This window comes from Mesorhizobium sp. M0870 (assembly GCF_040319775.1).
Lineage (GTDB): Bacteria > Pseudomonadota > Alphaproteobacteria > Rhizobiales > Rhizobiaceae > Mesorhizobium.
The window spans coordinates 408,600-428,742 of the sequence record NZ_JAMYOI010000001.1 but is presented as its reverse complement, the minus strand read 5'-3'; the positions used below and the strand labels follow the sequence as shown (position 1 = coordinate 428,742).

Genomic DNA, 20,143 nt, shown 5'->3' with positions numbered 1-20,143 from the left:
CGAAGCGCACTTCTTCCCTTCTCCCCCAAGGGAGAAGGTGGGGCGCGCGCAAACGCTATTCGAAATCCTCGGAATGGCTGACCGTAACGCCGTACTCCGCAGCCGAGTCGAGCATCGTATGCCAAAGGCTTTCGGCAAAGGTCGCGAACACCAGGAGGTTGAACACCGCCAGGCCATCCGGCCGATCATTCCCGCGCCAGAGCGTGACGCTGGTGTGGTCCATCGACGTCGCAGCAGCGGCACCAATCGGAAACGAGGCGGCATGCAGGTCGATCGACGACAGCTTGGCGAGCATGGCGCGCGCCTGGATTCCGGAAACGCTGATCAACGCGCGTGCATGCGACTGGTCCGATAGCGAAGCGGGACCGGTGAATGCCGGCGCCAGCGTCCACATCGTGTGCTTGCCACTTTTCGACAGGATCAAGAACTGATCCGGCCCCGACCAGATCAGCGTGGCATCCGGAGTTTGTACCGCCTTCGGCGCATCCGGTGCCGCGATGCCGAAGCGGGTCCTAGTCGCCTTTGCCAGTTCGGCTCCTTTGCCGCGCCGCGCCATCACCTGGATCGGATCAAAATTGCGAACCTCGGTCAGCGAGACGCCAGCCTCGATACCGCGTGCACCATGCGCACCGGTGACAAGCGCTTTTTCAAGCGGACTGCGGGGAGTCCAGGAAAAATCAACCACGCTGACGCCCTCCATCCGGATCGTAGAAGACGGGATTGCAGAGTTCGACATCGTAGTCTTCGCCGCGCAATGGATCATGCGCGTGGACGATCTCGCCGATGCGCTCGCGGCCGCGTTCGACAAGCGCGAGCCCGATCCACTGACCCAACGTCGGCGAGAAGCAGACCGAGGTGACATAGCCCTGGTCGTTGCCGGGGCCGGGCGTCTGACCCTTCGGGATGATGTGCGCGCCAGAGCGCAAGCGGCGGCCCTTGTCGGTCGGCTTGATGCCGACCACGACCTGGCGATCCGGGGCGATCAGTGCCTCGCGTCCGGCCATCACGCGGCCGATGAAATCCTTCTTGGTCGACATCATTTTGCCGAGGCCAAGATCGGCGGCTGTCGTCGTGCCGCTCAGTTCCGGTCCGGCGACGTGACCCTTTTCAACGCGCATGACACCGAGCGCCTCGGTGCCGTAAGGCGTCACGCCGAATGGCGCTCCGGCCAGCATCAAATTGCGCGCCATGGCATCGCCAAAGCGCGCCGGCACCGAAATCTCGAAAGCCATCTCGCCTGAGAACGAGATGCGGAACAGCCTTGCCCTCAGGCCCCCGCGAAGTGCTACTTCGCGCGCGCCCATGAATGGAAAGCCTTCGTTGGAAAGGTCCTCGGTCGGATCGACGATTTCCCTCAGCAGGTCGCGTGTCTTCGGCCCGGCGATCGAGAATTGCGCCCACTGGTCGGAGACGGAAGTGAGCTGCACGTCGAGCTCCGGGAACAGCACCTGGCGGCAGAATTCGAGATGCTGCATCACCAGCCCGGCCTTGGCCGTGGTGGTGGTCAGGAAATAATGGTCCTCGGCCAGCCGCGACGTCGTGCCGTCGTCATAGACGATGCCGTCCTCGCGCAGCATCAGCCCATAGCGCGCCTTGCCAACTGCGAGGCTGGAGAAGGTGTTGATGTAGACGCGATCCAGGAAGGCGCCGGCATCGGGGCCGTGCACGTCGATCTTGCCGAGCGTCGAGACATCGCAGAAGCCGACGCCACCGCGCACCGCCTTGACCTCGCGGGTCACCGATTCCAGCCAGTCCTTCTCGCCCGCGCGGGGGTACCACTGTGCCCGCTTCCACAGGCCGGTGTCGACGAAGACAGCACCTTGTTCCACGGCCCAGTGGTGCGACGGCGTCAGCCGCGTCGCATGGAACGTCTCGTCGCGGTGATGGCCGGCGAAGGCGCCGATGGCGACCGGCACGTAAGGCGGCCGGTAGATCGTCGTGCCGGTCTCGGGGATCGAACGGCCGCTGACCGCGGCCATGATGGCAAGGCCGGCGACATTAGAGGTCTTGCCCTGGTCGGTGGCCATGCCGAGCGTCGTGTAGCGCTTCAGGTGTTCGACGGATTCAAAGCCTTCGCGTTGCGCCAGTTCGATGTCAGAGGCGGTGACGTCGTGCTGGTAATCGACAAAAGCCTTGCCCTTGCCGGCGACGTGCCAGAGCGGCGTCAGCGAGAATGCCTCGTCGTCGGCGAAAGGCGCGGTACCCACTGTGCCGCTATGTCCCGTGTCACGCGCCGCTGCCGCGCCGGCGGCAAATCCCTGGCTCAGGCAGGCGCCGAGCCCGAAATCGCCATTGGCGGCGCCGGCGGCGACCATGCCGGAGGGCGCGCCGTCGGGCACGAAGGCGGCAATGTCGTCACGCCATTTCGGCCGGCCGCGATGATAGGAGGTCAGCCCAACCGCCGGGTTCCAGCCGCCCGAGACGGCGAGCCCGTCGGCTTCGACTTCGGCGCGCGCGCCGCCGGTCAGCGACACCGCGATTTTCCTGACCCCATCCTTGCCGCCATCGACGCCACTGACGGAACCGTGCAGCACCGGGAAGCCGCCCTTGGAGGCCAGCGAACGATGCGCCGGCGATACTTCGGACCGTGCATCGATGACCGCCGCGATCTGCAGACCGGCACCGAGTGCCGTCTCGACAGTGCGCCAGCCATCCTCATTGTTGGTGAACAGCGCGAGGCGCTTCGCCGGTGTCGCCGCATAGCGCGCGACATAGGTGCGCATGGCGGACGCCATCATCACACCGGGCGTGTCGTTGCCGGCAAAGACGATCGGCCGTTCGATGGCGCCGGCCGCGACAACGCAGCGCTTGGCCACGATCCGCCACAGCCGCTGGCGCACCTGATGCTCGGGCGGCGAGGGCAGGTGGTCGTTGACTCGCTCGATCGCGCCATAGGTACCGCCATCGTAGACGCCGAATAGTGCCGTGCGGGTCATGATGCGGACGTCCGGCATATCAGCCAGTTCAGCCAGCGTCCGCGACAGCCATTCGGCTGCCGGCACACCATCGATCGTGCCGTCATCCGACAGCAGGCGGCCGCCGGGGACAAAATCCTCTTCGCACAGGATGACGCGGGCACCAGCGCGGCCGGCTGCCAATGCCGCGGCCAAACCGGCCGGGCCTGAACCGGCGATCAGCACATCGCAATGCGCCCATGCCTTGTCGTAGTGGTCCGGATCGGCGACGCCTGCGGCGCGGCCAAGGCCGGCGGCGCGACGGATCGCCGGCTCGTAGATTGCTTCCCAGAATTTCGCCGGCCACATGAAGGTCTTGTAGTAGAAGCCGGCGACGAAGATCGGCGCGAACAACTGGTTGACCGACATCATATCGTGGCGCAGCGATGGCCAGCGGTTCTGGCTCGCGGCTTCAAGCCCTTCATAAAGCTCGGCCGTGGTGGCCTTGGTGTTCGGCTCGCGCCGTGCACCCGTGCGCAACTCGACCAATGCGTTGGGTTCTTCCGAACCGGCGGTGAGAATACCGCGCGGGCGATGGTATTTGAACGAGCGGCCGACCAGCTTGACGCCATTGGCGATCAGCGCCGAGGCCAGCGTGTCGCCCTGGAAGCCGGAGAAAGCCTTGCCGTCGAAGCGGAAGTTCAGCGGCGCCGACCGGTCGATGAGACCGCCATTGCCGAGCCGGTGTGTCTGCGCGCCGGCCATCACGCACCGACTTTCGCGGCGCCGGCACCCGCCGCCGGCTCAACGGCGGAAATCTCGTGCGTCAGCGTGTTGCGGGTGACCTTCAGCCAGGCCCGGCAACCCCCGCCATGGTACCAGTGTTCGCTGGTCTGTCCGGCGACATTGTCGCGCAGATAGACATAGTCGAAGACCTCGTCTTCCGAGGCGCCGGCTTCGGGCCGCACAGGCTTGGCGTCGCCGAGATAGGTGAACTCGCCGAGTTCGCGTTCACCGCAGAAGGGACAGACAATGCGCATGCTGTTCTAGACCGCCTTCAATGCAGGTTCGGTTGGGCGCCCTGGCCCTTTTCGTCGATCATGGCGCCAGTCCGGAACCGGTCGAGGCGGAACCGCGCGGCTTCTTCGTGCGATTCGTCGCGCGCAAGAAGATGGGCAAAGACGAAGCCGGAGCCCGGCGTCGCCTTGAAGCCGCCATAGCACCAGCCGGCGTTGAGATAGAGCCCGTCGACCGGCGTCTTGTCGATGATCGGCGAACCGTCCATCGACATGTCCATGATGCCGCCCCACTGGCGCAGCAAGCGCACGCGGCCGATCATCGGCATCAGCGCCATGCCGCCCTCGCAGACGTCCTCCATGACAGGCATATTGCCGCGCTGGGCATAGGAATTGTAGCCGTCTATGTCGCCGCCGAACACCAGCCCGCCCTTGTCGGACTGGCTGACGTAGAAATGGCCGGCGCCGAAGGTCATGACACCAGGGATGAGCGGCTTGATCGCCTCGGAGACGAAGGCCTGCAGCACATGGCTTTCGATGGGCAGGCGCAGGCCGGCCATCGCCGCGACGCGCGATGAACTTCCGGCAACAGCCATACCGACCTTGCCGGCGCCGATCTTGCCGCGCGACGTCTCGACGCCGGTCACCTTGCCATTGGCGTCCCTGACGAAGCCGGTGACTTCGCAATTCTGGATGATGTCGACGCCGAGTTCGCTCGCCGCATGCGCATAGCCCCAGACAACAGCATCGTGCCGCGCCGTGCCGCCGCGTCGCTGCAACAGCCCGCCTTGCACGGGAAAGCGCGCATTGTCGAAGTTCAGGAACGGTATCATCTTCTTGACGGCAGCGAGGTCGAGCAGTTCGGCGTCGATGCCGTTGATACGCATGGTGTTGCCGCGCCGCGCATAAGCGTCGCGCTGTGCGTCGGAGTGGTAGAGGTTGATGACGCCGCGCTGGCTGACCATTGCATTGTAGTTGAGGTCCTGCTCCATCCGCTCCCACAGCTTCATCGACAATTCGTAAAAGCCGGTATTGCCTGGCAGGCCGTAATTGGAGCGGATGATGGTGGTGTTGCGGCCGGCATTGCCGGAGCCGATCCAGCCTTTTTCGAGCACGGCAACATTCTTGATGCCGTACTCGCTGGCGAGAAACCAGGCGGTGGCAAGGCCATGGCCGCCACCGCCGATGATCACCACATCGTAGCGGTCCTTCGGCGTGGCGTCGCGCCAGGTGCGTTGCCAATTCTTGTGGCCGGACAGGGCAGCACGGGCGAGCGAAAAGATCGAATATTTCATACGTTCATTCCGAGGTCGCTCGCACCGCGCTGGTGGTCAGATATCCAGCGTGTGGTCGCGCTCCCATTGCGTGAAGTGCGAAGCATAGGAATTCCATTCCTGGTGCTTCAGCTTTAGGTAGGCCGACGAGAATTCCTCACCCAGCGCCGCCTTGAGCGATTTGTCCTTGTCGAACTCGCGCAGCGCGTCGAGCAGATTGAGCGGCAGTTTTGGCGCGCCCTTCACCGTGTGCCCATGCTGGTACATGTCGATGTCGTAGCGCTTGCCGGGATCTGCCTTCGAGCGGATGCCGTCGAGGCCGGCGGCGATGATAACCGCCTGCAGCAGATAAGGGTTGGCAGCACCATCCGGCAGCCGCAGTTCGAAGCGGCCGGGGCCGGGCACGCGCACCATGTGGGTGCGGTTGTTGCCGGTCCAGGTCACCGTGTTCGGCGCCCAGGTGGCGCCCGAAATGGTGCGCGGCGCATTGATGCGCTTGTAGGAATTGACCGTCGGGTTGGTGATCGCGGCAAGCGCGGAAGCATGCTTCATGATGCCGCCGAGGAAATTCCGGCCCTTGGCCGACAGGCCAAGCTCCATCGCATTGTCGGCGAAGACGTTGGTCTTGCCCGATTTGTCCCAGACCGAGATATGGGCATGGCAGCCATTGCCGGTCAGGCCCTGGAAGGGTTTGGGCATGAACGTCGCGCGCAGGCCGTGCTTCTCGGCGATCGACTTGACCATGAATTTGAAGAACGAGTGCTTGTCGGCGGTCGCCAGCGCGTCGTCGAAGGCCCAGTTCATCTCGAATTGGCCGTTGGCATCCTCGTGGTCGTTCTGGTAGGCGCCCCAGCCGAGCGCCAGCATGTGGTCGCAGATCTCGGCGATGACGTCATAGCGGCGCATCACAGCTTGCTGGTCGTAGCAGGGCTTTGAGGCCGTGTCGTATTCGTCGGAAATCGTCTTGCCGTCCGGCGAGATCAGGAAGAACTCGGCCTCGACGCCGGTCTTGACATGCATGCCGTCGCTGGCGGCCTCCGCGATCAGCCGCTTCAGCGTGTTGCGCGGCGCCTGGTCGACCTCCTTGTCGTCCATGATGCAGTTGGCCGCGACCCAGGCGACCTCAGGCTTCCACGGCAGCTGGATCACCGAATCCGGATCCGGAACCGCCAGCATGTCGGGATGCGCTGGCGTCAGATCAAGCCAGGTGGCGAAACCGGCAAAGCCGGCGCCATCCTTCTGCATGTCGGCGATGGCTTGCGCCGGCACCAGCTTGGCACGCTGGCCACTGAACAGGTCAGTGTAGGAAATCATGAAATATTTGACGTTTTTCGCCCTTGCGAATTCAGCAAGATCAACTGTCACGGAAGTTCCCCATTTTTTGTCGATTGTGGCCCCAGAGCGTGTGGGCTTCGGCCCTTCATTGATTAGAAGCCGTTCTTCCCCGGTATCCAGTTGGTGCCGGCCAGCGGTACGCCGGCCATGGCGGCTGCCTCGATCGTCAGCGCGACGAGGTCCTCGGGTTCCAGATTGTGCAGGCTGTTCTTGCCGCAGGCACGGGCGATGGTCTGCGCTTCCAGCGTCATCACCTTGAGGTAGTTCGCCAGCCGGCGTCCGGCGGCCACCGGGTCGACCCGCTTCATCAGTTCGGGGTCCTGCGTGGTGATGCCTGCGGGGTCGCGCCCCTCGTGCCAGTCGTCATAGGCGCCGGCCGTGGTGCCGAGCTCGTTATACTCCGCCTCCCAGCGGGGATCGTTGTCGCCGAGCGCGACAAGGGCGGCCGTGCCGATCGAGACCGCGTCGACGCCGAGCGCCAGCGCCTTGGCGACATCGGCGCCGTTGCGGATGCCGCCGGAGACGATCAACTGCACCTTGCGGTGCATGCCGAGATCCTGCAGCGCCTGCACCGCCGGCCTGATGCAGGCAAGCGTCGGCATGCCGACATTTTCGATGAACACCTCCTGTGTCGCGGCGGTGCCGCCCTGCATGCCGTCGACGACGACGACATCGGCGCCGGCCTTCACGGCAAGCGCCGTGTCATAGTAGGGCCGGGCACCGCCGACCTTGACGTAGATCGGCTTTTCCCAGTCTGTGATTTCGCGCAATTCGAGGATCTTGATCTCGAGATCGTCGGGACCCGTCCAGTCCGGATGGCGCGAGGCCGAGCGCTGGTCGATGCCCTTCGGCAGCGTGCGCATTTCGGCGACGCGGTCGGAAATCTTCTGGCCAAGCAGCATGCCGCCGCCACCCGGCTTGGCGCCCTGGCCGACGACGACTTCGATCGCATCGGCACGGCGCAGATCGCGCAGGTTCATGCCATAGCGCGACGGCAGGTATTGATAGACCAGCTGCTTGGAATGGCCGCGCTCTTCCTCGGTCATGCCGCCATCGCCGGTGGTGGTCGAGGTGCCCGACAGTGTGGCGCCGCGCCCGAGCGCTTCCTTGGCGGGCCCCGACAGCGAACCGAAGCTCATGCCGGCGATGGTGATCGGGATCTTCAGCTCGATCGGCTTCTTGGCATGGCGTGAACCCAGCACGACCGATGTGTCGCAGCGTTCGCGATAGCCTTCGAGCGGATAACGCGAGATCGAGGCGCCGAGGAACAGGAGGTCGTCGAAATGCGGCAGCTTGCGCTTGGCGCCGGCGCCACGGATGTCATAGATGCCGGTCGCCGCCGCACGGCGGATCTCGGAAAGCGTATAGTCGTCGAAGGTCGCGGATTTGCGCGGCGTCGTCGGCGGGTTGCGATAGGTCATGCTGCCTCAATACGCGTCGGCGTTGTCGATATTGAAATTGTAGAGCGTGCGCGCCGAGCCGTAGCGCTTGAACTCCGACGGCTTGACGCCGGTGACGCCGGCACGGTCGAGCAGGCCTTGCAGCAATTCCAGATGCTCGGCCCGCATCTCCTTGGCGATACAGTCGGCACCCAGGCTGTCGACCTTGCCGCGCACGAAGAGACGCGCCTCGTAGATGGAATCGCCCAGCGCGTCGCCGGCATCGCCCAGCACCACCAGATTGCCCGACTGCGCCATGAAGGCCGACATGTGGCCGATATTGCCGTGCACGACGATGTCGATGCCCTTCATCGAAATGCCGCAGCGCGACGACGCATTGCCTTCGATGACCAGCAGGCCGCCCTTGCCGGTGGCGCCGGCATACTGGCTGGCGTCGCCTTTGATGGTGATCGAGCCCGACATCATGTTCTCGCCGACGCCGGGACCCGCCGAGCCGTGCACGGTGATGGTGCTGCCGGAATTCATGCCGCCGCAATAATAGCCGACGCTGCCGCGCACATCGATGGCAACAGGCTGGTCGACGCCGACGGCGACCGAATGGCTGCCTTTCGGGTTCAGCACTTCCCATGCCGTTTCGTTCGAGCCGGGAGCCAGATTGTGCAGCGCCTGGTTGAGTTCACGCAGCGACAATTGGTCGAGATCGAAGACCCGAGGGTCGTGTGCTGCCGTCTTTGAAAGCGTGGTTGCCGGCATGAATTCAATGCTCCCAGAAATAGACGGTTGCGGGTTCGGGTTCCCAGACCCTCGCATTGTCTATGCCAGGCAGTTTGGTCAGCGCGCGATATTCCGAGCCGAAGGCGACATACTGGTCGGTCTCGGCCATCACGGCGGGCTTGCAGGCGATCGGATCGCGCACCACGCCAAAGCCGTTCTTGGTGCCGACGACGAAGGTGAAGAAGCCGTCGAGGTCGGAGAGCGTGCCTTCCAGCGCTTCGCCGAGATTCTTGCCATGCGCCATCTGCGACGAGAGATAGGCGGCGGCCACTTCAGTGTCGTTCTCGGTCTCGAATTTCATGCCTTCGCGGATCAACTCGCGGCGGACATTGTTGTGGTTCGACAGCGAGCCATTGTGCACAAGGCACTGGTCGGCGCCGGTCGAGAACGGATGCGCGCCCATTGTCGTCACAGCCGATTCCGTCGCCATCCGGGTGTGGCCAATGCCATGCGTGCCGGTCATCTTGCGGACATCGAAGCGATCGACGACCGCCTCGGGCAGGCCAACTTCCTTGTAGATCTCGACAACGTCGCCGGCGCCCATGATGCGGATGTCGGGGCGCAGCGTCTGGATGGTTTCGCGCGCTTCATCGATCTTGGCGGGCGTGGTCCTGACGACCGCATGGGTGGATTTCACCGCGATCGTCACCGGGGTGCCGATGGCCTTGGCGAGCTCCGCCTCGAGGCCGCGGAAATCGCGGTCCGGCTTGGCCGACTGAATGGTGATCTTGGCCTCATTTTTGGAAGGCGCGCCATAGATGGCAATGCCGGCGCTGTCGGGACCGCGATCGCTGAGCGAGATCAGCATCTGCGACAGCATCGCGCCAAGCTGGGGCTCCAGCGACTTGTCCTTCAAAAACAGTCCGACAATTCCACACATGTCAGCCTCCCGATGTTTGTAGCTAAGAGATCGTTTGTAGCTAAGAGAGGATGTATCGAATGAGTTGCACAAATTCAATCGTATGAAAAAAATATTCCTCTAGTTACCTATGCGGCTCAATGCCGCTCTGCGCACTGTCGCCGTCTCGCCGGGCATTGTGAACCCATTTCGCGGTGCGGATGCGAGCGATCTTGTAGGCGTCGAGAATCGACAAGGCATAGATCAGGAAGCCGCCGGCGTGACGGCCGACAAAGCTGGCATCCGACGGTGCGATCTTGGCCGTCACCCATGCCAGGATCACCATGAAGAAAAGGAACTGCAGGCCGCGCACCGGCACGCCGAGAATGACGTGCCCGCTTCCCGGCAGCACGATTGCCGCGCCGAGAACCAGATAGGGGTTGGTGGGTGCCGTGGTGGGAATGGTCATGCGGCTTGCCGTTCGCTTTTGTTGATGGCGTCGCGAAGCGCCGACACCGACACCAGCAGTCTTTCGATCAGCGCGGGATCGAGTGTGGCGTCGCCGAATTCGGCCTGCCGGAACACACCGTAGCGCGCCCGTTCGGCTTCGGCCAGCAGCCACACGATGCGTACCCCTTTCGGGGTGATCAGCAGTTCCTTGGCGCGCCCTTCGGAAAAAATCCCGAGGTGGCCGGCGATGGTCTCCAGTGGGAAGTGGACGCCCCTGCGATCCGTCCGCAACACGGCCTCAGCCGGAAATGCTGAGCTCTTCGGCAGCGTGTGCTCGAGATGATCGAAATTGGAGAAGGTCGTCGGCGATCCCGGCCGCATCATCATGTCGAACGTCGACGGCACCGCGACCTCTTCGGTGATCGAAACACTGAGCCAGCGCGCCGGCAGTTTTCGCGTCGCCAGCGTATCGACGATGGTGCGCACCTGGACACGTTTGCTGTTCCAGGATCCTTCCCAGGTGATGACGCCGGCGGTGCCATCCGAAACATTGGCAGCGTCGGCGATGACTGTGCGGATGCGGCCTTGCTCAACGGCGAGCGCCATCGATGCCCTGCTGCGGCTGGCACGCGCCTGCCGGGCAAGGTGGAGAACGACAGCCAGGATAATGGCCCCGGCCAGCAGTGCTGATGTCACCTCGGACATTTTCTCATGCCAGGCCCGCCCAGGCTATGGACGGGCCTTCTCCCATCAATAACCCTGCGGCTTCGGCCACGGCATGGTGAACTGATCGCCGCGCCGCACGAATTTGTAGCGATAGAAATGGAACCACAGTGAGATCAGGAAGTAGAAGGCGACCATGGCGATCAGCTGCGAGCCGAAGCCGAGGAAGATGGCGAAGAAGGTCACCACGCACAGGCAAAACAGCACGATGGCCGGGATCGGGTGGAAGGGGTGCGTGTAGCCGCGCCGGATCGAGCCCAGCGGCCACTTCTTGCGGAACATGATGATGTTGATGCTCATGAAGGTATATTGCAGCACGCCCGACAGGATCGAGAAGGTGATCGCTTGGTTGAGGTCGGCGATGAAGGCGAAGGCCAGCGCGATCGGCAGCAGGAACAGGATCGAACGATAGGGCGTGCGATATCTCGGATGCACGGCCGAGAACCATGTCGGCAGATAGCGGTCGCGGCCGAGCGAGAACCAGGCGCGCGCCGCATCGTTGATGCAGCCATTGGCGGAGGCCATTGCAGCAAGCAGCGTGGCGACGAACAACAGGTTCTCGAGCAGCGGGCTGCCAGTCAGCTTGCCGGCGTCCCACAGCGGATAATAGGTGATGCCGAGATACTCCCATGGCATCATCGAGGCGCAGACATACCAGGTCATGGCGGCTGCGATCAAAAGCGTGATCATGCCCGCCATGGTGCCGTAAGGCAGCGAGCGGGCCGGCGAGCGCACTTCCTCGGCGGCCTGTGTGGTGCCCTCGATGCCGAGATAGTACCAGATGCCGAACTGGAAGGCGGCGATGACGCCGATCCAGCCATAGGGGAGCGCATTGCCGGGAGTGACCAACTCGTTCAGCTTCAGCACGGCGCCTTGCGTCCACGGGCTGACCGAAAAGAACAGGATGACGATCGAGATATAGGCGACTGCTGTGATGACGAAGTTGACGTTGAGCGTCATCAGCACGCCGCGATAGTTCAGCCACGCCAGCACGACGATGGTCGCGGCGATGAAGGAATTGTGGGTGAGCCCTTCGACGCCGGCCTTGGCGACGATGGTATCGCCGAGCAGGATGGCGTCGGACACTTCGAGCATGGTGTAGGCAAAGACCAGGAACAGCGCGACGTTGAACGCCATCAGCGGTCCGACGATGTGCTTTGCCTGCGCATACTGGCCGCCGGCGGCGGCCACGGTCGATGTCACCTCGGAATCAATCATGGCGACCGAGGTGTAGAGCAATCCCACGACCCAGCAGACGATCAGCGCGGCCAGTGCGCCACCCTTGTCGGCCGAGAAATTCCAGCCGGTGAATTCGCCGACCAGGACGATGCCGACGCCGAGCGCCCAGACATGGGCCGGTCCGAGCACGCGCAGGAGTGAAACTCTGTCCCCTTGGGCAGCCGGGGCAGCCGGTTCAAGTGCGATCGTCATTGTTCAATCCTGACTCAGATCCGGTGTTTTTCGGAAGTGGCTTCCAGTTCGCCTTCGCGCGAGGAGGTCAGCACCTCTTCGGAGAAGGTCGTGTCGACCTTGAACCAGTCGTAGAGCATCCACAAAGCGAGCACGATCGAGATGCCCCAGCATGCGTAAGAGAGTGCTACCCACATGATCGTGTCCCCCGAATTAGATCGTCTTCAGAACTCTTACTTGTCGTCGAATTTTTCGTTGATGACGTCGCGATATTCGCGGTCTGATGCACGAAACAGGAAGACGAAATAACCGATCAGCACCGCCGCCATGATGATCAGCGTCGGCCAGTCGATGACATAGTGGAAGCGGTTCTGGATGATGTCGTGCGCGGTCTCGGGCGTATAGCCGAGCTTTTCCCAGATAGACGCCATGGTCGAGTTCTGGCCTAGCGCTTCCCAGGTCTTGGCGTCGAGCGCGTCGATGGATTTCGCCGCGCCGGCGAGGCCCAGCTTGAGCGGTAGCCACAGTGCCACGAAAATGGCGACCACGACGACGGCAATGTCGAAAACCTGCCCGGCCTTGCTTTGCTCCGGCGGCGTGTAGCGGGACATCTCTTCTACCCCTCAGGACTTGCGGTTGCGGAATGCGTCGGCGTTCTTGATGTCGAGCCCGTAAATGAATTCCTTGTCTTCCTTGTAGTGCTTGACCATCGCCAGGATGGCCGCGGTGTTGAAGATCAGCACGGCGGCGGCGGCGATCGCGACCACGGCCTTGATGCCGCTGTGCGGGATGTAGGGCCATGTCATGAGGAGGACGAAGAGGATCGTCGCCCACAGGCAGACGATCAGGAGCGCGGCTCCGCGCACGTCGGAACGGTACAGCGCTTCGATGCGCTGCTGCATGTCTGACATCGGTTTCTCCCCTTTCTCCGCCGTCCGGTTCCGAATCTCCCGTCCGCCGTCCTCTTTCAACAGAGTGAAATTTTTTTCATAAGTTCTGTCTGAATCCCGCAATTGTCAAGCGCGATTTACGTGGGGTTAACCGTTTGGTTTGCGTGACGGATTTTGCCTGACAATGAAATTAATTGCTTATGGGTATTGCGGCGCCCGGAGGTTTGCGATCAATATTCGGCCAAAGCTCCCGCCGCTGCGCAGGGGGCAGGGAACAGCAGAGCATTATCGAAACGGAGGACGAGCGGATGACGGCATCCTGGAGATTTTCGACCCTGGCGGATCGCCACCGAGCGCTCGGTTCGAAGCTCGAAGACTGGAGCGGCATGGGAACCGCCTGGACCTACGACAAGGATGCCGACGAGGAGTACATCGCCATCCGCACCAAGGCTGGTCTGATGGATGTCTCCGGCCTCAAGAAGGTCCACATCACCGGGCCGCACGCCTCGCATCTCATCGACCTCGCCACCACACGCGATGTCGAAAAGATCTATCCCGGCAAGTCGGCCTATGCCTGCATGCTGAATGAGGCGGGCAAATTCACCGACGATTGCATCCTCTACCGCACCGGCCCCAACGCTTGGATGGTCGTGCATGGTTCGGGCACCGGCCATGAGGAGTTGCAGCGGGCAGCTATGGGCCGCGACGTCTCGCTGCGCTTCGACGACAATCTGCACGATCTGTCGCTGCAGGGTCCGACAGCAGTCGATTATCTAGCCAAGCATGTGCCGGGCATTCGCGACCTCAACTATTTCCATCACATGCAGACGCAACTGTTCGGCTTGCCCGTCATGATTTCGCGCACCGGCTATACCGGCGAGCGCGGCTACGAGATCTTCTGCCGCGGCCAGGATGCCGGCACGATCTGGGACAGGATCCTCGACGAGGGCAAGAGCGCCGGCATCATTCCGTGCCGCTTCACCACGCTCGACATGCTGCGCGTCGAAAGTTATCTGCTCTTTTACCCCTACGACAATTCGCAGAAATATCCGTTTGAGAACGAAGGCCCGGGCGACACGCTGTGGGAACTCGGCCTCGACTTCACCGTCAGCCCCGGCAAGACCGGCTTTCGCGGCGCCGAGGAGCACTATCGGCTGAAGGGCAAGGAGCGCTTCAAGATCTATGGCGTGCTGCTCGACGGCAAGGAGCCGGCCGATGAAGGAGCGCCGGTCTATCGCGACGGCAAAAAGGTCGGCGTGGTGACCTGCGCCATGTATTCGCCGCTGGTCGAGAAATCGATGGGCATCGCCCGGCTCGACGTCGACTGCGCGGTCAAGGACACCAAGCTCGAAATCCGCAACAAGAGCGGTGCCATCAAGGCGACGGCGCAGCCACTGCCATTCGACGATCCCAAGAAGACCAAGCGCACCGCGAAAGGTTGAGGCATAGTCAACGGCGAGGGGTTCGAGGCACGAAGGCATAAATGGCAGCCAAAAGCATCATCAGCCGGCCGGTTTACGGAACTTTGTCTCCGCAACCCGGCAAGCATCATCTTTTCATCGCGGACGCGGAAGGGGCGCTGGCAATAGCGGAGATGGCCGGGAGGGCGCCCCCCAGGTTTTTCGACGACGCCGAAGTCGTCTTCATTCCTGGGCCGGACGGCAAACACACCGTCGCGCTCGAAGCGTTGAAGCCGGCACAGTTCCACCAGGCGCCGTCCTTTGCCAGCCTGTTGCCACGGCTCCGGCAGACACTGGCCAACGCGCATATGGGCCTGCGCCTCTATCTCTCGGGCACCGAGGGCCTGATCGGCCAGGCGATGCAGGTGGCGCTTGAAGCCGGCATCGACCACACCTCGATCCAGACCGAGCACCGCGGCTCGCTGGCGCGGCGCATGCAATGCGTCCACTGCAAGGGCATCACCGAGAATGTCACGACGCAGCCGGCGACCTGCGCGCATTGCGGCCTGCTGCTTCTGGTGCGCGACCATTATTCCAGGCGCATCGCAGCCTTCCAGGGCGTCTGCATCAATGCGGAAGATCGCAGCGAAATTCCTCCGATGGAGGAGATTTTCCGATGAGCACCGGCACCACTAAGCTAGACGTCGTTGTCAGCGATGTCGTCCCGGTCAACGACCTGGTCAGCCGCTTCCATTTCCGCCGGCGCGACGGCAACCTGTTGCCGACATTTTCCGGCGGCGCGCACGTTGTCGTTGAAATGCGCGATGGCGAACGGACCCGGCTCAATCCCTATTCGCTGATGGGCTCGCCACTCGATACGCGCGAATACACGATCTCGGTGCGCCGTGACGATGTCGGGCGCGGCGGCTCGCTGTTCATGCACCGGAGCGTCAAGCCCGGCATGGAGATGGTGGTCAGCTATCCGGTCAACCTGTTCTCGCTCGACCTGCGCGCCAAAAAGCATCTGATGCTGGCCGGCGGCATCGGCATCACGCCGTTCATGGCGCAGACCGCGCAGCTGGCGGCGGAGGGCGGCAATTTCGAACTGCATTACACCGTCCGCACCGCATCGCTCGGCACCTATGCGGATGTGCTGCGCGCGCGCTACGACCGCAGGGTCAGGCTCTATCATGATGACCTCGACGAGCGCATCGGACTCGACCGGTTGCTGTCGACGCAGCCGCTCGGCACGCATCTCTATGTCTGCGGCCCGGCCGGCATGATCAACTGGGTGCGCGATCGGGCTGCTGCCTTGGGCTGGCCGCCGGAGACCGTGCATTTCGAGCATTTCGCGGCACCCCAGCCCGGGCTGCCGTTCGACGTGACGCTTGCCGTCAGCGGCAAGGCGATCCGCGTCGACGAACAGCAGAGCCTCTTGGAAGCGATCGAGGCGGCCGGCGTCGATCCGCCTTACCTCTGCCGCGGCGGCGTCTGCGGCCAGTGCGAAACCAACGTCATCTCTTGCGACGGCAAGTTCATCCACAACGACCACTGGCTAAGCGAGGAAGAGCACCGTTCGGGCAAGAAGATCATGCCGTGCGTGTCGCGCTTCGAAGGCCGGTCGCTGGTCCTGGAACGGTAGGAGAAAATCATGGGCATTACCTTTCGCAAGGAAACGTTCCGCGACGACTTCACCTTCAAGAACAGCCCCGAGCACATAAGGCGGTTTCCGTTCCCGTTCCACGAAGACGCCTACATGTATGCGGTCAACATCGAGCCGCATGTCGTCGGACCCAGGGGCAGCGTGCTGGAAAACCTGATCGACGTCGACGAGCACTATGTCGCCGAGATGCAGGACCGCGCGCTGGTCCTGGCTGAGGATCCGCTGCGCTGCCAGTCGCTGCCGCACATGACGCTGGCCGGCTGGGACCTGCTCGAATTGCTGATGGAGCAGCAGGCGCTGGGCTATCCCGAGCATTTCACGCTGACCCGCGACGGCGATCGCTGGCGCTGGATCAACCGGCCGCTCGGTATCGACGACACCTTCACTTTCGGCGACACCTCGACGTTGCCTTACGGCCCGATGGAATACATCACCCGGCAGAGCCAGGGCGATTTCTGCATCCTCGACCAGCGCGACGGCAATCTGTGGATGGATGCCGGCATGGTCACCACCCAGGCCGACTGGTCGCTCGATTTCGAAATCGGCATGAACTTCTTCGAATGGCATGCGCCGGTGCCGCTGGCGCATGAGAAGGGGATTTTCGTCAGGGCGCTGAAATTCCTCACCAACATCCAGCAGGGCAAGCCGGCGCGGCGCCTGAATTGGACGATGACCATCAATCCGCGCCTCGACACCAGTCCGGAAAACTACCACAAATGGGGTCCGGACCGGGCGACGGTGACGCCGGAGAATGTCGGCGACAAGGTGCATCTGCGTGTCGAACTGCAGAGTTTCTGGCGCCTGCCGCGCTCCAACGGCATCGTCTTCCCGATCCGCTGCTATCTGATCAAGATGGACGAATTGGTGACGCAGCCCAAATGGGCACGGCGCCTGCACCGCGTCATCCGCGACCTGCCCGACGAACTCGCCAACTACAAGGGCCTGACGCGCTATCGTCCGGCGTTGGTCGAGTGGCTGTCGAAGCTGGATGATGGGAGTGCGACAAGTTCGGGCTTTGGGCCGGATTAGAGCCTGCTGGGAGAGAAAGAAAGGAGCCCGGCGGGACGGTTTCGCTCCCTTCCTCTACCCCGTCGATCGGGGGAGAGGTGTCGCGCGAAGCTCGACGGAGTGGGGGTCGACCTGATTCGGCGGTTGTGAGTTCGCGCCCAGGCGATGCTTCCGATTGTTCAGCTGCCTGCCGAGATTTCAGGCCCGCTCGGTCGTGCCACTTGTCGGCGGGTTCGCGTTTGAGGACCGCCTTCCCCCACTCCGTCGCTGCTTCGCAGCGCCACCTCTCCCCCCTCCGGAGGGAGAGGAAGAGAGTTTTGCGGGACAGCTAACCTCACCCCGCGCTCTGCGGATAGCAAATGATCGACAAATAGCGCATCGGCAGCTTCGTCAACTGTTCCGGCCCGTGCGGTGCGTCGGCATCGAAGAACAGGCTGTCGCCGGGCTTCATCGGGTAAAGGTTGCTGCCGTGCCGGTAAACCACCTCGCCTTCCAGCATGTAGAGGAACTCCATGCCCTCATGCTGGAAGGTCGGGAACACATCGGAATCCTCGGTCAGTGTGATCAGATAGGGTTCGACGACGACGCCGCTGGTGTTGGAGCCGATATGGCCGAGCAGATTGTACTGATGGCCTGCACGGGTGCCGCGGCGCTCGACATCGAGGCCTTGGCCGGCCTTGACGAAGACGGCGCTGCGCTCTTCCTCAAAGCGGCGGAAAAAGGCGGTGACCGGAACGCCGAGCGCCCGCGACAGCGCCTGCAAGGTGGTCAGCGACGGCGAGGTGATGCCGTTCTCGATCTTCGACAGCATGCCCAGAGAAATGTCGGTGGCGACCGCCAGATCGGCGACGGTGATACCGAGCTTCTTGCGGAACGCCCGCACCTCGCGGCCGATCGCCACCTCCAGCACTTTTTCGCGCGTGTCGCGAATGGCATGCGGGTTCTGCGTCAGCGGCGCGCGGATGGTCTTGCCGTCGGCCGAAACCTTTGGCAGCGGCTTGGCCGTCGCACCGGCGAGACCAGCCTTGGGATCGGAAACCTTCTTCGCCATGTCGCCCCCCGCACTCCTGGGATTTATTTCACTCTAGGTGAACATGTCAGGTGCCGATACAGGAGCGCAACTGCGACGGCAAGTCGCGTGAACGCGCATGCGGATGATAATGATGTTTGGCAGCGTCCGGTTTTTCGCGGGAAATCCGCCCGCGCGGAACCTTGTTTCAGCATCGGGCTGTTGACAGCACGAAAGGGCCAATTACTGTCCTGTGAGTGAAATTTGTTTCGTAAGAGCAATTCAGATCGGGAGGCCTGCCATGAAAAGTCGCGTTGCCGTCATCGGAGCCGGCCCGTCCGGCCTGGCACAGCTCAGGGCTTTCAAGTCGGCGGCCGACAAAGGCGCCGACATTCCCGAAATCGTCTGCTTCGAAAAGCAGTCCGACTGGGGCGGCCTGTGGAACTACACTTGGCGCACCGGCCTCGACGAGCATGGCGATCCGGTGCACGGCTCGATGTACCGCTACCTCTGGTCGAACGGACCGAAGGAATGCCTGGAATTCGCCGACTACACCTTCGAGGAGCATTTCGGCCGGCCGATTGGCTCCTATCCGCCGCGCGCCGTGCTGTGGGACTACATCAAGGGACGCGTCGAGAAATCAGGCCTGCGCAAATGGGTGCGCTTCAACAGCCCGGTGCGCATGGTGACGTTTTCCGACGAGACGAAGAAATTCACCGTCACCGCGCATGATCGCACCAACGACGTCACCTATTCGGAAGAGTTCGACAATGTCGTCGTCGCTTCCGGGCATTTCTCGGTGCCCAATGTGCCCTATTTCGAGGGCTTTTCGACCTTCAACGGCCGCATCCTGCATAGCCACGATTTCCGCGACGCGATGGAGTTCAAGGGCAAGGATATATTGATCATCGGCCGCTCCTATTCGGCCGAGGACATCGGCTCGCAGTGCTACAAATACGGCGCCAAATCGATCACCTCCAGCTACCGCTCGAAGCCGATGGGCTTCAAATGGCCGGAGAATTGGAAGGAAGTGCCGCTGCTGCAGAAGGTCGTCGGCAAGACCGCGCATTTCAAGGACGGCACCACTAGGGATGTCGATGCCATCATCCTATGCACCGGCTACCTGCACTCTTTCCCGTTCCTCACCGAGGACCTGAAGCTGAAGACAGCCAACCGCATGTGGCCGGACGGGCTCTACGAGGGTGTCGTCTGGGAGAAAAATCCGAAGCTGTCCTTCATCGGCATGCAGGACCAGTTCTACACCTTCAACATGTTCGACGCGCAGGCCTGGTTCGCCCGCGACGTCATCATGGGCCGCATCAAGCTGCCGTCGGCCAAGGCAATGGCCGAGCACGGCGCGAAATGGAGGGCGCGTGAGGAAACGCTCGAAGACGCCGAGCAGATGATCTGGTTCCAGGGCGACTACACCAAGGAATTGATGGATCAGACCGACTATCCCGGTTTCGACGTCGAGGCGGTCAACCAGACCTTCATGGAGTGGGAGCACCACAAGGGCGAAGACATCATGAGCTTCCGCGACCACGCCTATCGCTCGCTGATGACCGGCACCATGGCGCCACTGCATCATACGCCCTGGCTGCAGGCACTGGACGATTCGATGGAGAGCTATCTCGAGGTGAAGGGGGTCGCGGCGGAATAGCGGGTGGGCTTGCCTTCAGGCCGGCACCGCGACCCAGCCGTGGCGACTCTTGCCGTAGACAGACTGTGTCGGCTCCGGGAATGACGGGTCGCCGAAACAGCCGACGGCAACGGCCACCGCTGCGGGTCTCCGCGATGGATACCAGAAAACCGTCGAGCCGCACGTTCCGCAGAAATGGAAGGTGACGGGAAAGCCGCTGTCGGAATCACGTTGGTATGTCTGGAATGAGCCGCTGATCTCGATCGCGGCGGCATCGAAGAAGGCGGCGATCCCGAACGGACTGCCGGTCCGTCGCTGACAGTCCAGGCAATGGCAAAGCGAGACCTTGGCCGACTCTTGCGGGCATCGGATCTGCAATTGGCCGCAGGTGCAGCGAGCTGTCCGGCCTGTCATCACTCT

The 20,143-nt window shown here is 62.7% G+C and carries 21 protein-coding genes; 5 read left to right on the top strand and 16 right to left on the bottom strand.

All coding sequences use genetic code 11. The features are described from left to right. Positions 1–55: 55 nt before the first annotated feature. From NKH97_RS02065 to NKH97_RS02000, 14 genes are all read right to left on the bottom strand, one after another. Complete coding sequence (locus tag NKH97_RS02065) at positions 56–685, bottom strand: sarcosine oxidase subunit gamma (protein ID WP_023808744.1); 630 nt, start codon at positions 683–685, stop codon at positions 56–58. Next, on the bottom strand, positions 678–3,659 hold the full coding sequence (locus tag NKH97_RS02060) for a sarcosine oxidase subunit alpha (protein WP_352795270.1): 2,982 nt from the start codon (positions 3,657–3,659) through the stop codon (positions 678–680). The genes NKH97_RS02065 and NKH97_RS02060 overlap by 8 nt, the downstream gene beginning before the upstream one ends. Further along, positions 3,659–3,934 carry a sarcosine oxidase subunit delta gene (locus tag NKH97_RS02055; protein WP_352440035.1) on the bottom strand — a complete coding sequence of 92 codons (276 nt, stop codon included), beginning with the start codon at positions 3,932–3,934 and terminating at the stop codon, positions 3,659–3,661. The genes NKH97_RS02060 and NKH97_RS02055 overlap by 1 nt, the downstream gene beginning before the upstream one ends. A gap of 17 nt (positions 3,935–3,951) precedes the next feature. Continuing rightward, entirely contained in the window at positions 3,952–5,205 is a 1,254-nt protein-coding gene (locus tag NKH97_RS02050) for a sarcosine oxidase subunit beta family protein (RefSeq protein ID WP_127270293.1), read from the bottom strand. A gap of 36 nt (positions 5,206–5,241) precedes the next feature. Next, positions 5,242–6,549, bottom strand: a complete 1,308-nt coding sequence (gene glnT / locus NKH97_RS02045; protein ID WP_352440034.1) for a type III glutamate--ammonia ligase — start codon at positions 6,547–6,549, stop codon at positions 5,242–5,244. 62 nt (positions 6,550–6,611) lie between these two features. Next, positions 6,612–7,940 (bottom strand): FMN-binding glutamate synthase family protein, encoded by a 1,329-nt coding sequence (locus NKH97_RS02040; protein WP_023808740.1) that lies wholly within the window; start codon positions 7,938–7,940, stop codon positions 6,612–6,614. Between the two features lie 6 nt (positions 7,941–7,946). Next, positions 7,947–8,672 (bottom strand): GltB/FmdC/FwdC-like GXGXG domain-containing protein, encoded by a 726-nt coding sequence (locus tag NKH97_RS02035; protein ID WP_023808739.1) that lies wholly within the window; start codon positions 8,670–8,672, stop codon positions 7,947–7,949. Positions 8,673–8,676: 4 nt separating this feature from the next. Further along, a complete protein-coding gene (locus NKH97_RS02030) occupies positions 8,677–9,573 on the bottom strand; it encodes a class II glutamine amidotransferase (RefSeq protein ID WP_023808738.1) in 897 nt (298 codons plus the stop codon). A 103-nt stretch (positions 9,574–9,676) separates the two neighbouring features. Next, a complete protein-coding gene (locus NKH97_RS02025; RefSeq protein WP_352440033.1) occupies positions 9,677–10,000 on the bottom strand; it encodes a hypothetical protein in 324 nt (107 codons plus the stop codon). Next, a complete protein-coding gene (locus NKH97_RS02020) occupies positions 9,997–10,686 on the bottom strand; it encodes a hypothetical protein (protein ID WP_352795269.1) in 690 nt (229 codons plus the stop codon). The genes NKH97_RS02025 and NKH97_RS02020 overlap by 4 nt, the downstream gene beginning before the upstream one ends. Before the next feature lie 45 nt (positions 10,687–10,731). Next, entirely contained in the window at positions 10,732–12,135 is a 1,404-nt protein-coding gene (locus tag NKH97_RS02015) for an APC family permease (protein ID WP_023808735.1), read from the bottom strand. A 14-nt stretch (positions 12,136–12,149) separates the two neighbouring features. Next, positions 12,150–12,311, bottom strand: coding sequence for a hypothetical protein (locus NKH97_RS02010; RefSeq protein WP_013532900.1), 162 nt, complete (start codon positions 12,309–12,311; stop codon positions 12,150–12,152). Positions 12,312–12,347: 36 nt separating this feature from the next. Continuing rightward, entirely contained in the window at positions 12,348–12,725 is a 378-nt protein-coding gene (locus tag NKH97_RS02005) for a hypothetical protein (RefSeq protein ID WP_352795268.1), read from the bottom strand. Positions 12,726–12,737: 12 nt separating this feature from the next. Further along, entirely contained in the window at positions 12,738–13,025 is a 288-nt protein-coding gene (locus NKH97_RS02000; protein ID WP_027036059.1) for a hypothetical protein, read from the bottom strand. Positions 13,026–13,312: 287 nt separating this feature from the next. Between NKH97_RS02000 and NKH97_RS01995 the strand changes: the two genes are divergently transcribed. From NKH97_RS01995 to NKH97_RS01980, 4 genes are read left to right on the top strand one after another with little or no spacing between them, the layout of a single operon-like run. Then, a complete protein-coding gene (locus NKH97_RS01995; protein WP_352795267.1) occupies positions 13,313–14,446 on the top strand; it encodes an aminomethyl transferase family protein in 1,134 nt (377 codons plus the stop codon). Positions 14,447–14,487: 41 nt separating this feature from the next. Then, the gene (locus NKH97_RS01990; RefSeq protein WP_023808731.1) at positions 14,488–15,084 is read left to right on the top strand and encodes a dimethylamine monooxygenase subunit DmmA family protein; all 597 of its coding nucleotides are present in this window, start codon (positions 14,488–14,490) and stop codon (positions 15,082–15,084) included. Then, a complete protein-coding gene (locus tag NKH97_RS01985) occupies positions 15,081–16,046 on the top strand; it encodes a PDR/VanB family oxidoreductase (RefSeq protein ID WP_023808730.1) in 966 nt (321 codons plus the stop codon). The genes NKH97_RS01990 and NKH97_RS01985 overlap by 4 nt, the downstream gene beginning before the upstream one ends. A gap of 9 nt (positions 16,047–16,055) precedes the next feature. Beyond that, a complete protein-coding gene (locus NKH97_RS01980) occupies positions 16,056–17,096 on the top strand; it encodes a heme-dependent oxidative N-demethylase family protein (protein ID WP_352795266.1) in 1,041 nt (346 codons plus the stop codon). A gap of 313 nt (positions 17,097–17,409) precedes the next feature. On the opposite strand, the gene NKH97_RS01975 is transcribed toward NKH97_RS01980, so the two are convergent. Next, on the bottom strand, positions 17,410–18,126 hold the full coding sequence (locus NKH97_RS01975; protein ID WP_127270283.1) for a helix-turn-helix domain-containing protein: 717 nt from the start codon (positions 18,124–18,126) through the stop codon (positions 17,410–17,412). A gap of 259 nt (positions 18,127–18,385) precedes the next feature. On the opposite strand from NKH97_RS01975, the gene NKH97_RS01970 reads away from it, so the two are divergent. Further along, positions 18,386–19,744, top strand: coding sequence for a trimethylamine monooxygenase (locus tag NKH97_RS01970; RefSeq protein ID WP_352795265.1), 1,359 nt, complete (start codon positions 18,386–18,388; stop codon positions 19,742–19,744). Positions 19,745–19,759: 15 nt separating this feature from the next. On the opposite strand, the gene NKH97_RS01965 is transcribed toward NKH97_RS01970, so the two are convergent. Beyond that, the gene (locus NKH97_RS01965; RefSeq protein WP_352772238.1) at positions 19,760–20,137 is read right to left on the bottom strand and encodes a GFA family protein; all 378 of its coding nucleotides are present in this window, start codon (positions 20,135–20,137) and stop codon (positions 19,760–19,762) included. Positions 20,138–20,143: the final 6 nt, after the last annotated feature.